The organism is Paenibacillus sp. J31R122, from assembly GCF_056269185.1.
Genome location: NZ_JBWDNM010000020.1, coordinates 51,659 through 66,124 on the forward strand (window position 1 = coordinate 51,659; position 14,466 = coordinate 66,124).

Sequence of the window (14,466 nt, forward strand, 5' to 3'; positions counted from 1 at the left end):
ATAGTTCCATACCTGAAGGATTGCCACATAGCAGCCCTTCGCTACGCTAACGGGCAGACTAGCGGATAACATTCGAAAAATAAACGAATTAGGGGATTAAGAAACTTTTTCCAGAAAATGGCGTCCATATAATTATCAACATAAGGAGGCGTTATTTCAATGAAAAAATTAGTATGGGTCGTTCCACTTTTTGGGCTGTATGTTGTTTATGAAGGAATTGTAGTTTTGTTAACCCAGGGTCGCGGGGAAGCAATATATGAGCTAGGAATGCTTATACCTGCTACTACTCCCTCACTTATGACCCACGGTTCTATATTTGTTCTTGTAGGTATAGCTCTAATTTGTGTTCCTTTTATATTAAGAAAACTCGGATTTAATAAAGCTGCTTCATTGAACTAAAGGATACGATAGTGCGGAGCTGCCGCAAGGACAGCTCCTCTTTAATGTCCGTTGAAGGAAACAATTTTTTGAAAAGTACATCATAATTGGAAGGTTCCCACTACTCCGATATCGAAATTTATATGGAAGTGGTGATTTATATTTGGATGTTGAATTTCGACACATTGTGCGGGCGGTGATTGTTGATAAAAATTAAATATTAATTGCTCGCTAAAAAGGGCTCATTCTTTTTCACCCGGTAGGGACGATGTATTACCTTCAGTTATACAGGAACATATTGTGAGATTGAAAGTAGAGCAGGAATGTGCGTGGATAACTAACTTTTATGCTTAACCAGTCACCGAAGGAAACATCGGTATCCTCATTGAGCTCCCTCGAAAAGATTCACAAATCCCACTCAAGCTTATGAATTCGCAGGTACATAAACAATATAATCCATTAATAAGGAGGTCTCATACATGATCATTACTGTGCAAATGGTACTTAATCGCCTCATCGAACCGGTTGGCCATCTGGAATCGACCGTCGATACGCTGAAGAGCGGACGCTTTAATGCTGAGGTACGAAAAGTGGCCGTTGTGTTTATGGCCACTTATGCTGTAATAAAGCAAGCGGTTGAATCAGGTATCGATCTGATCATCACACACGAGCCGACATACTACAACCATATGGATGAAGTTGAATGGTTGGAAGGGGATCAGGTATATGAGAGGAAACGAAAGCTCATTGAGGAATCAGGGATTTCAATCTTCCGATTGCATGATTATGTCCACAAATACAAGCCAGACGGTATTCTAGTAGGCATGCTAAAGAAGTTGGAGTGGGAAGCTTATGCCAGTCCTGAGAAGATGAGCCTACTTGCGTTCCCCAATGAAGAACAGCATACCGTCCGTACCATAGTCAATCATTTGAAAAATAAACTCGATATCGATAGCATGCTGGTGGGCGGAGACCCGGAAATGCCAGTTAGGCGATTCGGACTGATGCCTGGTGCGTCAGGCGGCCGTTCGCATATCAAATACTTTGAGAGCAGAAATATCGATCTCTTAATCGTTGGCGAGACGAATGAATGGGAGACGAACGAATATGTGAGAGATGCAACGGATATGGGACTTTCAAAGGCGCTGATTATTACAGGACATAAGGACAGCGAGGAGGCAGGGATGCTAACAGTCGTGGAAATGGTGCGTGAAGCATTCCCTGATCTTCAAGTAGATTTTATTGCGAGCCCTCTCGCGGTAAAGCACATTTGAGTATTGGCGGAGGCAATATTCTCAGATTTTGTTATCGACCTAATTAGCTGATGAACCGACATTCTTAAATAATATTGTCGTAACTATCACTACGCTAACGATCAGATATGTTTAATGACTCTTTCTAGTTAATTCACCAATAAATGGTATATTATTTGCAATAGCATAATCCAAAAAGGAGAGGAAAATAGCGATGACTGTTCAGATGAATGAACCGGTATTAAAGGGAGTGGCATGTATTTATATCCCTGTATCGAATCCTTTCGAATCTGCTCAATGGTATATAAAAAACTTCAACATGGAAGTGGCAGGATATTCACAACCACTTGTCCCAGAAAAGGATATGGTCTCACTCAGAACAGGCTCGGGATATAATTTTTTCTTAATACAAAGGAATGATGAAGGTACATTAAGCTTCCATAATAAAGACGGGTATCATCAGCCTGCTTTTTGTATCTTTGTTGAAGATATACAAGTTGTATTTCAGAAGTTGAAAGCCAACAATGTAGAATTTGGAGATATTGTACTTAGGGATAGAGATAGTTGTGGAAGAGATTTAGAAGTTCTCGACCCAGATGGGAATAAATTTCAACTCTGTCAACAATAATTGTTAACTGCGAAACCATAGTGTGAGGAGATTGCCGTTAGGCAGCTCCTTTTTTAATTGAATGCTAACGGAAAACGATATTTCAATAAAACAGACGTAGTCTAGGACTTTAATTTCTCATCCATGGCATCTCTGTTAATATTTCTGGGGTAAGTCTAATACTTATTTATCGGACTCTGACGATTATAATTTCGAAGAACAGCGTGGGATCAACACATATAGTCTAATACTTTATTTTTTTTAGACAAACGTAGGCTTGGTCTAGACAAAAAAACCGGCATACCAAATCCTCGTTTAAAAAGAGGACTCTGTATGCCTTTTTTTTGTTTATGAAATTGCGCTATTGAACGGTTTGGTCCGTTTGATATTATAACGAATCATAGAAATCATAATAGGCATACTTGTAGGTCATAACGGATGTGTACCAAACGACTTTCGTCTCGCGATCGATGATAAAACTCAAAAGGTAACCATCAGTGTTATAGCGGGTTAAGCGCCGATCAGTTACGGGCTGCAAGACGCCTTCCTGATCCATTTCATATGCGTATTTCAGAATGTTGTTCCCCTGATATCCTCCTGTTCCATATTGCTCCATTATGTCGAATAACGTGCTCTTCCCTGGTTGAATGCCGCGACTGGTTAAGAGAGGATGTGGGGTTCCGACCTCGTGGTCTTCGACTTTCCAGCTATTCACAAGTCCGTTCTTGTCGAAATTGACTTTGAAATTGCCATATTCGAAAGCATCAAATATATCCTGCTCCTCATCGGTTAAATCAAAATGGCTATCAACCTCCGTTTTGTTCATTCCCAACTTTATGGAGGCTTGGCTGCTATTTTTCTTTTCATAAAGGTATAAATCTTCAATTTCGACTGGTATATATGAGAAATATTCGGTGTTCTGTATTGGCGTCATCGTTGGAAATTCATGCAACAATGACGGGTCGGATGGTTCTTGCGGTCGAACCCCGATGTTCATGTAGCCTTTGAGTGACAACACCCTTAACCATGCCAGCGCCTCTGCGCGTGTCAGGTTGGCCTCGCTGTCAAACGTCTCTAGAGATGGATCAAGTTCGACAGGAATAAGCTGATTCCCGACGAGGTAACGAATGGCATTTTCTCCGGAGTAATTGACGCCGGTAATGCCCGCAACAATATCCGCGGCCGTCTGCCTATTAACTGGCTTGAATTTCTCGGATGGCCGTTCGATGCCTTTCGCAGGGAGGTTGCTGTGCTTAGCCAATTGATAAGGTCCTTCTTCCCAATCGGAACCAGTGCTTCCCGGAAGAACTGCTCCCATTAACTTAAACAACATTTTTAAAAACTCGGCTTCACTGACGGGCCTATCGGGTTGATAAGATCCGTTACTGTAACCGTGTACGATCTGACAGCTCATTGCCCAAACAAAAAGCTCTTTGGACCAGTGACCGTCTAGTTCGGGAAGAGCAGATATTTCAAGTAAAAATTCGTAATCATCTGACAGATAACTTGTAGATGAAGTATTTGCTTCATCCGCAAAGGATTCTGCCAGTGCGGGCGTGACAACGTTGCCAGCACCAAGCGTAAGGAGTAGCGCGAATATCCCTGCGGATACTTTGATATTGAACTTCTTTGTCATGACAATGAGATAGTCCCTTCGTTACGGAGTTTTGGGTGAATCTTTATATACTATCTCAGTATAATCGAAGTTGATATTGTAAATAAAGGAAAAATTTAATATGCGGGGCATATAGTAGCAGAGGGACGACCCAGGACCTTACGGACGGATGTACGAATATTCATCCGGAGACCGGTGAGCCTTACGACTACAATATTTGGAATTCCACGTTAACTCATGATCTGGATCCGGATATCGTTCTTCACGAATAATTCCTTTGCCGTCATTTTAGGAATGAAATCGTAGTATTATTACTTTAACTAAATTGAGGTAAAGGATGGGCATAACAAAATGAAAATTAGGACGGAAAGATTAAGTGATTATGATGAAGTATATAAATTGAATTATTTAGCCTTTGGAAATAGGGAGGATGAATCTAGACTAGTTGAAAGGATAAGGTCATCTGAAGGATTTTCTTCCGAATTGTCGCTTGTAGCGGAAGAAAACGGCCAAGTAGTCGGTCATGCTTTATTTAGTAAAGCAGAAATTATTGAAGGTGAAAATCGTCATGAGGTCATAGTCCTTGCTCCTATTGCAGTTATGCCCTCTAAACAGAATACTGGTATTGGTGGTAACCTTATTCAAGAAGGTTTAAAAAGATGTGAAGCATTAGGTTATGTCTTTGTATTCTTAATAGGACATCCAACTTATTATCCAAAATTCGGATTTAAACCAGCGAGAGCATATGGATTTGAGTTGAAGCAATTTAACGTTTCTGATAACGTCTTTATGGTCTTGGAATTACGAGAGGAAAAGAGGAAAAGAATTAAAGGTGAGTTGAGGTATCCGAAATCATTCTTTCAATAATGCTTTTGGCTCATAGGATAGGGGGTGAGAAAGTTAACTATTGGGTTAAGTTGGAGCCGACTTCGGAAGCAGACACATACATTTTACACACGACGGAGGATTTCCCTTTATCAACTGTTAAACAACCAATTAAACTCCCTTAGGACGATAGTGGAGGAGCTTGCTTAACCGCAGCTCCTCTTTTCTATTGAAGTAACGAGGTTAGTGGAAAAGAGAGTTGATATTTATAGGAGGGTGTTATCATCGAAAGGGCTGTCAAATTACAAATTTATGGGAATTTCATTCCGGATTAATTTAGTTTTAAGTTTTATATGGATAATTGAGTTAATCAAGTTAATTAATGGAGGGATACTCCTTGACCATCCGTTTACGAATAACAATGTTATGTATGGGTGTTTTATCCGCATGCTTATTGTTGTTTGGTTTCTGTTTATATTTCTTTTTGCGTGCATATATTTTCAATGATTTCGAGAATTCACTCAAGGCACAAACAAACCAAGTTAAGCAAAATATACAGTATAAGATTGAGGTAAATCGAAGTGGATGGGATTTCTCTATTGAGCTCGACAGATTTGACACCGTTCGTACTGGAATGTACTTACAAATTTATAACATCCTCAGTGGTACAAAAACCAAAACAGAGAATTTAAGAAATGTAGAGCTACCTGTTAAGTTAGAAACTATGAATGTAAATAAAGATGGCTATTACGATTTTGCGAAAGTCGATAATGTACCATTTTTAATATATAACGATCCATTAATACTGGATGGCAGGATGGTCGGAGTTTTACAATCGGCCTACAATATAAGTGTTATAAATATGTTTTTTTCAATATTACGCAATGTTCTCATTATATTATCTCTATTTGTTATATTAACTTCGTCTTTGTTAGGATGGATTTTTTCCAAAAACGCTCTAAAACCAGTTTATTCTTTAATCAGAGCAACTGAACAAATACAGAACAGTGATGATTTAAAAACTCGAATTAATGAAGGCAGGTCAGATGAAATCGGTCTGCTGAGTAATACCATTAATGCAATGCTTGAGCGTATACAAACGATCTATGAAGAATTAAATAAACTGTATACCGCTCAACGTCGTTTTGTTGCCGATGCTTCTCATGAATTGTGAACACCACTTACAACGATTAATGGAAATGCACAATTCTTAAAAAAGGTCTGGAGCCAATACCTTAAAGAACCAGAAAAAGAAGCTGACTCAGTGGAGATTAAAATGTCTATGGAATCTCTAAATGATATTGCTGATGAAGGGAGCAGAATGGCAAGGTTAGTTAATGATCTACTTACGCTTGCCAGGGCGGATGTAGGAGTGCAAATAACAAAAAAACTTATTGAAGTTAAACCTGTCGTTGACACTGTAATAAGAAAGACCCACCTAATGAATAAATCTGTGGAATTGAGAGTCGGGAATTTAGAGATACTTGAAAATGTTCAGGTAGTAGGCGACGCGGATTATCTGCAACAAGTACTTTTCATCTTTCATGAAAATGCTTTTAAATTCACACTCGAAGGATATATTGAAGTTAATGCGTCTTTAACCGAAGATTACGTATCAATAATTATTCGAGATACCGGTATTGGGATGGATGATAATGAGACCCCTCATATATTTGAACGATTTTACAGAGCAGATTCCTCGCGAGGTCAGACAGAAGGTACTGGGTTAGGGTTATCTATTGCGAAGTGGATTTTAGACGAACATAAGGCCACAGTTGAAATAATTAGTAATAAAGGCAAAGGTACAACATTTGTCATACGGTTGCCAATCTACAGTCAATTAATAATAATCTAACGAGTACCATGACACCAACTGATTAATTCGTTGAACTAACGGTACACGAGAGCTTAATAACAACACAGAATGCTGTCGACGTTTTTACGCGGCAGCTTTTGTTATGCTAAGGGGCAGTAAAATTATAACACTTTTTCATAAAACCAATATGTGATATATTGGTTTTATGAAAAATAACATTATAAAACCAATTAGTCGTCTGTCATTTAGAGATGAAGTTTACCATTCCTTAAAAAAAGCGATTATGATTTTAGAATTAGAGCCTGGAAAGCGATTAAATGATAAGGAGTTAGCTGACGATTTTGGAATAAGTCGTACCCCTGTAAGAGAAGCACTTAAACGTCTTGAAGACGAAGGTCTTGTTGAATCCGTACCTGGCTCAGCTACCCGTGTCACATCATTAAATCCTGAGGAAGCAAAACATGCATTTACCGTCGTAGCAGCCTTACATTCTTTAGCTGCTCGTCTGGCGGTTCCATTATTAAAGGAAGAAGATATTGTGTTGTTGAAAAGGAATAATGATCAATTGAAGATTTCTCTTGAGACAGGCGATATAATCGAAGCTATTCAAGCAGACGATTCCTTTCATAACGTTTTTTTAGAAGCTGCAGGGAACCCGGAGATTGTCCTTGCACTAGAGCGAATTATACCGAAAATTCATCGCCTTGAAATATCACAATTTGGTTCTTTAAAAGGATTTAAATCGGTTGAGCAACACAATTTAATTATAGTAGCCTGCCAAAATAGTAATAGCCAAGAAACTTCTCGTCTTATCGAAGAAAACTGGTTAAGCCTCGGAGAATTACTAACAAAACAGACATTTTGAGGTGAGATTTCATGCGTCCAATAATCCTAGGATTTTGTTCAGCTTTGTTTTTTGCGTTTACTTTTGTACTTAACAGAGAAATGGAAATGTCTGGCGGGAGCTGGGTCTGGAGTGCTTCATTAAGGTATATTTTTATGGTTCCTATTCTTCTATTGCTGGTTATATGCAGAAAGAATTTAGGTTCACTTTTTCAAGAGATGAAAAAAAATCCAGGCGCATGGTTTCTGTGGAGTTTCGTAGGATTTGGACTTTTCTACGCTCCTTTATGTTTCGCGGCAGCCTATGGGCCCGGATGGCTTACCGCTGGAACCTGGCAAATAACCATTATATCAGGCGCTCTCATTACCCCTTTTTTTTATGAATCACTTCAAACTCATGAGGCTTTGATAAAGATCAGAAAAAGGATTCCTATTAAAGGTTTAATAATGTCAATCATTATTTTGCTTGGAATCGTTTTGATGCAATTCGAACATGCCAACATACTTTCTTCAAAAAATCTATGGTTAGGTTTTGTACCTGTTTTAATAGCTTCATTTGCTTATCCACTTGGAAATCGTAAAATGATGGAATTATGTGAAGGACGCTTAGATGCCTTTCAGCGCGTTCTAGGAATGACATTGGCTAGTTTACCTTTATGGTTCATCCTTTCAATCTATGGCTTATTTACTGATGGTTTACCAAGCAGTGGGCAAATAAGTCAGACCGTTATTGTTGCAGTTTGCTCCGGAGTCATCGCAACTGTCCTCTTCTTTAGTGCGACTGATTTGGCAAGAGGGAAAATGCAACAATTAGCTGCGGTTGAAGCCACACAATCTACGGAAGTATTATTTGTCGTTGCGGGTGAATTGGTGCTAGGGAGCCCTTTACCTTCAATTTTATCCTGGATAGGTATGATGATTGTAATTATTGGAATGATATTGCACAGCTATGTTTCTCAAGTTAAAGTCCAAAAGGGGACTCCGATATCTTAATAATTTTATATGCTATGGAGAATGTTAGCTTAATATTATCGATTAATACCTCCATCTCGCTAACTATTACTCTTCGGTATCTTCCAATGCACGTTTCCGTGTTACAAAATTCCTTTGTTGCAATTGTTGTGCAATTGTAAGCCCGATTAGATATGCTGGTGCTGATGTATTTCCATCAACTGTAAAAGGTATAATCGAGTCATCGGCCACGATTAGATCTTTTACTCCATACACTTTTCCTCGTTGATTAACCACCCCTCCTTTAGTAAGTGGGGCCATTCGAAGGGATCCTTGTTGATGATGATTATGTCCAAAGTTCTCCTTAATAAAATTTTCGAGCTTTTCATCGTCATTGATGGTGTTTATACTTGGCGAAACTAATCGGTACATAGGATCGATTGCTTCGAGCTGTTCGGCTATATTTTTAATATAAACCTTGTAGATATACTTTACGACTTCTAGGTCATCGATGTTCTTTAGAAAAGCCTCGTCAGCAAGTACGATTTGAAGGGGATCATTACTTTGTAATTTTATCGAGCCGCGACTCTTAGGTTTTAGATATATAATGGCAATGGTTAAGGAGTCACCAGCTCCTATTCCAATAAGTTGGACCCCTCGGACATCAGGATCTGCATCAGGTGTCGGATCGGGTAAGAAGGCACCCCCTGTATAAAGAGCGTCTGGATCGTTGTCTGGTAGAGGTTTATCTGCGGGGTTTGTGGTAAAAGTAGCAAAATTTAAGGTGTGGTTCCTGAGTTTCTTACCCACATTGGGATTATTTACAACAATAGGAATTCCTAATGATTTTAGTTGTTTCTCAGGCCCAATTCCAGAGAGCATTAGCAGCTGTGCACTATTAATCCCAGCAGAAACAATCACTTTATTTCGAGCATATGCCCGGACACATTTTCCTTCTTTTATAAATTCCGCGCCAACGGCACACTTGTTTTCAATAAGGATTCGCATCACCGTTGACTTGTAGAAAACACTCAACTTACGACCATTAAGGCCGTGACCACTAGGTGTCATAATATCTGATGAAAGGAATGCGGTTGACGAGCTTTCACGTTCCCCATTCGGATTTTGGAACAACTGCCATCGAGAAAAGGGGCCGAGAGAGGTTTCTGGAGTATTATAATCAAGTATTTCAGGGAATCCGGTTGCTCGCGCGATTGCCGAAACCAGTTTGTTTGCCATACTCGTGGGATTTTTTGGCGCCTGCCGAATATCTATTCTGCCATGGAATCCATGAACATCCGGATTGTCTGTCTCCCCGTTAAACTTCTCCAATCTTTTGAACCGTCTTATCACTCGTTCAGGTGACCATGTGGATCCCAAAAGAGCTTCCCACTGTTCGAAAACAGCAGAAGTTGGTCTAACATATTGCTCACCATTAATCGAGGAGCTGCCACCGGAGAGCCGCCCTGTCGTCCATTCAAATACACGATCATTAAGTGCTTCCTGTATAACTCCCTCCCCTTGCCAAAAATACTTAGGAAAAAATTTCTCCTCAAGCTCGGGAGCAAATGTGGAATTTTTGATCGGCTCATCTCGGTCCTTATTCTCACCAGCTTCTAATACAAGGACTGACGTTCTTTTATTATCTGTTAGGGTCTTCGCAATCACGGCACCGGCCGGACCTGTTCCAATGATGATATAATCAAACATTAATTTCTTTTCACTTATAGGCAGTCTGCTCACAATCAGATCTCCTTTATTCAGCATTAAGCATACATCTGTTCTAGAATATTACCAACATCTGCTTAAAATTACTGAAATGTAAATGGGATGAGAAGATATTTAATCAAATGCGATCAAGTAGGAGCAACCTGACAAAAATGAAAGACAACTGCAATGTAATTCGATGGAACGATAGTATTTCAGCAGGTTATTCTTATATCATCCTACGAATAGAGAGATGGTATAAATGAAAATCAGACAAACAGTATCATTGTATTTAATAGTCGTGATATGCATCGTTATTTTAGTTTTTTTTATGAACGTATTGCTGTTTAAAGGAAAGGTGAATTCGGAAAAAAAACGTTTGGTAGAACCTCCCATGGCAGCTGCAAAAAATGTGGAACAGTTCAAGCGGAAACTGGATAAAGAGGTTCCAATATGGCAAGAGAGCTACGGTGTCCCAGGTGTAGCCATTGGTATTGTCCATGAAGGAAGTATTGTATATACCTTAAACTATGGATATGCAGATAAACAAAAAAAACAGCTGTTGAGCAACGACACGCTCTTTCAAGTAGGCTCTGTATCGAAGAGTCTTACCGCGTGGGGTATTCTACATCTGGCTAGTGAAGGGTTATTGTCGTTAGACGATCCTATCGGAAAGTATATTACACGCTGGGAGCTTCCCCCTTCCGAATATAATAATGAAGAAGTCACGATTAGAAGACTGTTAAGCCATACCGCTGGATTGCCTGCACACAAAGGATACCTTGGCGAAGCGCCAGGCAGACAGCTACCTTCTATTGAGGAGTCTTTATCAGGAAAAGGCAATACACCCCTAAAGATCTTAAAACAGCCAGGAGCGGAAGCGGTCTACTCCGGAGCAGGATATACATTGCTGCAGCTTGTGATTGAAGAAGTGACCGGAATGCCATTCGACAGGTATATGGAGGAGCAGATTATGAAGCCTCTTGGTATGAATAAAAGTACTTTTCGGCAGAATGCCGAAGATATCCATCTTTCCAAAGCCTACGGTTATTTCGGGCAAAAGCTGCCAAATTACCTGTTTGCCGAGCAAGCCGCTGCAGGACTTAACACTAGTGCACCCGATTTAATGAACCTCATTTTGGCGAGCATGGAAGGCAAGAACGGTGAAAGCAAAGGTCGCGGCGTAGTCAGCGAGGAGCTATTATCGCAGATGCAACGACCGATAGTGTCCGAAAATGGTTTGGGCCTATTTGTGAGAGAGCTGTCAAATCATAATAAATTGCTTTATCATACCGGCGACAATCGGGGCTGGCACTCCTTTTATGGCTTCATTCCAGAGAACAAAGATGGACTAGTGATTATGACCAATAGCGAGAATGGTGTTGATCTGAGACAGGATGTCTACCATGCTTGGATCGAATATGAGACGGGTAATATGCCTTCAGAACAATCCGCTATCTCCAAGCAGCGAGAAATAAACGCAATCATTTCCATAGTAATTGTAATAGCTCTTGGCGCATACTTGCTGCTGTTTGCAATTCGGCTAAATAACGGCCGCAGATTGTTCATCTCCAATCATGACAAGAAACGATACTTCCGTATGGGACTTAAACTGGCACTGCTCTCTGTATCAGGTTCGGCTTTGTTCTGCGTGTCGTATATATGGAGCATTCTAAGTCTACATATGGGCAACAAAATAAACTTACTTTTGATACTTGCTTGGCATGTCGTTTTGATTATGTCCAGCTTTTTCCCCAAAATCCCGAAGTCTAAGCGGCTGTCAGTAGACGCAAGCTTGGCCGAAGCTTGAGAAATCAGTGATACTTGGCTGTAAATTCATATGATTAAATGATTACATAAAAACAAATTTATGGTAATATTAACGTTTGAAATCATCTTTTAGAAAGGAAAACACTTTTCATTAGTCATGATGTTAGTGAACTATTAAAATGTGAAGGCTTGATTATGAAACGTTACACATGGTTACTGTTATCTATTATTATTTCTGTACTTTCTGCTTGTAATGAAATTACTCCTGCCCAAATAAACAAAATCTCTGATTCTAATAATCCGGACGTTGTAGTCATAGGTTCTGAATTAGAAGGTGTTTATTTGGCGAAAGCTGCTATGGAGGAAGGACTATCAGTAGTCATTCTTGACCCTAGGGAAAAACCAGGTGGCCAGCTTATTCAAGGTGAAATGCAGTTTTTAGATGAACCCGAAGACGATGGTGGAAAGTCATTATTACAAGGCCAAGTCAAAAAATTGTTCGATGAGTATAAGAGTGGTAAAATACGCGACTCGAAAGAGTTTAATCAATATTATGACACTCTTCTAAAAGGAATTCCTATTGAGTCTGGCATCTCTATTCGTGAACTTGAGATTGTTCAAGATCCTGCATCAGCATCGATTAATAGAGTTGAGACTATTACTTACAGTACGAAAGACGGACAAGAGAAGACATTAAATGCAAAGTATTTTGTTGAAAATACAGACTTTGCCGCAATAACAAGTAAACTAGGTATAGAACGTATTCCCGGTATTGAAAGTGTGTTTGGTGGGGATAAGGATCATATGACTGCAACTATTATGATGAAGTTTCGCAACGTAGACTGGAAGGTTTTTAAAAACGAGGTTCATAAGTTAAGCCGGAAAGAAATTGATTTAAAGTATGGCGATACAACGACTGTCACAGATACCTTTACTTGGGGATTTGGGAATGTAGGGAAAAGTTATATAGCGACAGAAGAGAAACTGTTTTTGCGAGGATTAAACATTATTAATCAGCTAGATGGTGAGGCTGCGATAAATGCCCTACTAATTTTTGATATAGATCCCTCAAATGAGGCAAGCGTAAATGAGGCATTAGAAAAAGGGAAAAGAGAAACGGATTTAATTTTGAAACACCTTCAAACAGAATTGCCAGGTTGGGAAAATGCTGAAGTAAATGGTTACCCGAACTACTTATATATCCGTGATTATGATCGTTATGAAACAGAGTACATACTTCAGGCTTCAGACATTATGAGTGGTAAAATGTTTTGGGATAATGTAAGTGTGGCAGGTTATCCAATTGATTTGCAAGGAATTCGAACTAATCAATGGGGTTTTCGGAAAGGGGATCCTGATAGATATGGAATACCTTTACGTGCCTTCCTTTCGAAAGGATATAGTAATGTAATTGTTTCTGGTAAAAACGTAGGTGCTACTGGTGCAGCATATGGTAGTGCTAGAATTCAACCTAATACTTCATTAGCTGGCGAGGTAATTGGTATTATTTTAGGGAAAATTAATGGCAAGTACGATATCAAAGATATTGACGAGGCACGTATGAAGGAACTGGTTCAATATATTAATAAAAAGGGAATTAAATTAGATAGTCCTGAAGGTAAAAACAAAATTAAGGATTTAACAATGGAAGAGTTAGAGCAATTAGATTTTGGTAAGTTTGCAATAAAATAGTTGAGTTTGATTATGGCCGATCAGAATCTGATCAGCCATATTTTTTTATACGTGAAAATATCAGGATCGAAACTGGTTTTGGGCGAATGATCGACTCTTTATTGACAAAATAAAGACGGGGTAGTAATCTAACAAAAAAACATACGCTGCCGTATCTTGAGGTGAATCATGCAATTAACTAGAGAAGACTGGGTTAAAGCTGGATTAAATAAATTAGCCGAAGCTGGAATTCATGAAGTTCGAATCGAAATACTTGCTCGGACGCTAAAAATAAGTAAAGGCAGCTTTTATCACTACTTTCGTGACCGTAAAGAACTTCTAGATTCCATGATGGATTATTGGGAAATGTATGCGACAAAACGGATTATTCATATTATTGAACAAGATAATTCCTCATTGGAAGAGCTGCTTCATATTAGTATCAATCGGGACAAGAGAATTGAGATTGGCATTTATGCCTGGGCGAAACATGAACCTATTGTGGCATCCCGTTTAGTTGATATCGAGGAACAAAGAATTAATTGTATTGCCAAGCTATATCAAAAGAAGGGTTTGACACTTTCTGATGCAATAGACAGGGCCAGACTTACTTATTTAACTTACGTAGGTTGGATGACCCGGTTTGATGATAATTCAAATTTTGATATAGAAAAAATGTTCAAGATATTAATAAATATGTGATTTCATTGATGGAGAAAGGAGCTTTTATATAAACACATTGTACCTTATTGTGGTAATAATGATTATGCTTTTGGGGATTATTCATATCTGTATTGCACCTAGAATATATAAATCGATGACCCAAGAGTCGATATGGTTCGTAAGCGGCGGGTTGGCAGTAATCTCAAACGCTACCCTTAATTTAGCTATGATTTACGATAAGATGGAACCCAGTTCTCTAGATTTATTTTTCCAAGGAAACAATGTACTTACATTTATATTCTCGCTTATTCTAGTTCGTGTACTCCCTAGACCACAAACGAAACTGTTGGTGGTTTTAATGTTTTTG

13 protein-coding genes and 1 pseudogene are annotated in these 14,466 nt (G+C 39.1%); 12 read left to right on the forward strand and 2 right to left on the reverse strand.

Features of this window, described 5'->3' with window-relative positions; all coding sequences use genetic code 11:
• Nucleotides 1-159 precede the first annotated feature (159 nt).
• From AC0YN7_RS26135 to AC0YN7_RS26145, 3 genes are all read left to right on the forward strand, one after another.
• The gene (locus AC0YN7_RS26135) at nucleotides 160-399 is read left to right on the forward strand and encodes a hypothetical protein (protein ID WP_475812952.1); all 240 of its coding nucleotides are present in this window, start codon (nucleotides 160-162) and stop codon (nucleotides 397-399) included.
• Between the two features lie 458 nt (nucleotides 400-857).
• Nucleotides 858-1,652: a Nif3-like dinuclear metal center hexameric protein gene (locus tag AC0YN7_RS26140; RefSeq protein ID WP_475812953.1), complete on the forward strand. Its 795-nt coding sequence runs from the start codon at nucleotides 858-860 to the stop codon at nucleotides 1,650-1,652.
• Between the two features lie 193 nt (nucleotides 1,653-1,845).
• The gene (locus AC0YN7_RS26145; protein WP_475812954.1) at nucleotides 1,846-2,259 is read left to right on the forward strand and encodes a VOC family protein; all 414 of its coding nucleotides are present in this window, start codon (nucleotides 1,846-1,848) and stop codon (nucleotides 2,257-2,259) included.
• 367 nt (nucleotides 2,260-2,626) lie between these two features.
• On the opposite strand, the gene AC0YN7_RS26150 is transcribed toward AC0YN7_RS26145, so the two are convergent.
• On the reverse strand, nucleotides 2,627-3,874 hold the full coding sequence (locus AC0YN7_RS26150; protein WP_475812955.1) for an S-layer homology domain-containing protein: 1,248 nt from the start codon (nucleotides 3,872-3,874) through the stop codon (nucleotides 2,627-2,629).
• A 330-nt stretch (nucleotides 3,875-4,204) separates the two neighbouring features.
• Here AC0YN7_RS26150 and AC0YN7_RS26155 point away from each other — a divergent pair, with 330 nt between their 5' ends.
• From AC0YN7_RS26155 to AC0YN7_RS26180, 6 genes and pseudogenes are all read left to right on the forward strand, one after another.
• Complete coding sequence (locus tag AC0YN7_RS26155) at nucleotides 4,205-4,720, forward strand: GNAT family N-acetyltransferase (protein ID WP_475812956.1); 516 nt, start codon at nucleotides 4,205-4,207, stop codon at nucleotides 4,718-4,720.
• A gap of 355 nt (nucleotides 4,721-5,075) precedes the next feature.
• Nucleotides 5,076-5,852 (forward strand): sensor histidine kinase, encoded by a 777-nt coding sequence (locus tag AC0YN7_RS26160; protein ID WP_475812957.1) that lies wholly within the window; start codon nucleotides 5,076-5,078, stop codon nucleotides 5,850-5,852.
• Nucleotides 5,853-5,864: 12 nt separating this feature from the next.
• Nucleotides 5,865-6,032, forward strand: a pseudogene (locus tag AC0YN7_RS26165) (sensor histidine kinase); the annotation flags it as partial.
• Nucleotides 6,033-6,050: 18 nt separating this feature from the next.
• On the forward strand, nucleotides 6,051-6,533 hold the full coding sequence (locus AC0YN7_RS26170; RefSeq protein WP_475812984.1) for a sensor histidine kinase: 483 nt from the start codon (nucleotides 6,051-6,053) through the stop codon (nucleotides 6,531-6,533).
• Between the two features lie 166 nt (nucleotides 6,534-6,699).
• Nucleotides 6,700-7,359: a GntR family transcriptional regulator gene (locus tag AC0YN7_RS26175; protein ID WP_475812958.1), complete on the forward strand. Its 660-nt coding sequence runs from the start codon at nucleotides 6,700-6,702 to the stop codon at nucleotides 7,357-7,359.
• An 11-nt stretch (nucleotides 7,360-7,370) separates the two neighbouring features.
• Nucleotides 7,371-8,330, forward strand: coding sequence for a DMT family transporter (locus tag AC0YN7_RS26180; RefSeq protein WP_475812959.1), 960 nt, complete (start codon nucleotides 7,371-7,373; stop codon nucleotides 8,328-8,330).
• A gap of 66 nt (nucleotides 8,331-8,396) precedes the next feature.
• Here the strand turns inward: AC0YN7_RS26180 and AC0YN7_RS26185 are convergent, their stop codons facing one another.
• Nucleotides 8,397-9,998, reverse strand: coding sequence for a GMC family oxidoreductase (locus AC0YN7_RS26185; protein ID WP_475812985.1), 1,602 nt, complete (start codon nucleotides 9,996-9,998; stop codon nucleotides 8,397-8,399).
• Nucleotides 9,999-10,257: 259 nt separating this feature from the next.
• Here AC0YN7_RS26185 and AC0YN7_RS26190 point away from each other — a divergent pair, with 259 nt between their 5' ends.
• The 3 genes from AC0YN7_RS26190 to AC0YN7_RS26200 all read left to right on the forward strand — a co-directional run bounded on the left by AC0YN7_RS26190 (nucleotide 10,258) and on the right by AC0YN7_RS26200 (nucleotide 14,138).
• Nucleotides 10,258-11,805 (forward strand): serine hydrolase domain-containing protein, encoded by a 1,548-nt coding sequence (locus AC0YN7_RS26190; protein ID WP_475812960.1) that lies wholly within the window; start codon nucleotides 10,258-10,260, stop codon nucleotides 11,803-11,805.
• A 155-nt stretch (nucleotides 11,806-11,960) separates the two neighbouring features.
• The gene (locus AC0YN7_RS26195; protein ID WP_475812961.1) at nucleotides 11,961-13,457 is read left to right on the forward strand and encodes an FAD-dependent oxidoreductase; all 1,497 of its coding nucleotides are present in this window, start codon (nucleotides 11,961-11,963) and stop codon (nucleotides 13,455-13,457) included.
• Nucleotides 13,458-13,625: 168 nt separating this feature from the next.
• Nucleotides 13,626-14,138: a TetR/AcrR family transcriptional regulator gene (locus AC0YN7_RS26200; RefSeq protein ID WP_475812962.1), complete on the forward strand. Its 513-nt coding sequence runs from the start codon at nucleotides 13,626-13,628 to the stop codon at nucleotides 14,136-14,138.
• Nucleotides 14,139-14,466: the final 328 nt, after the last annotated feature.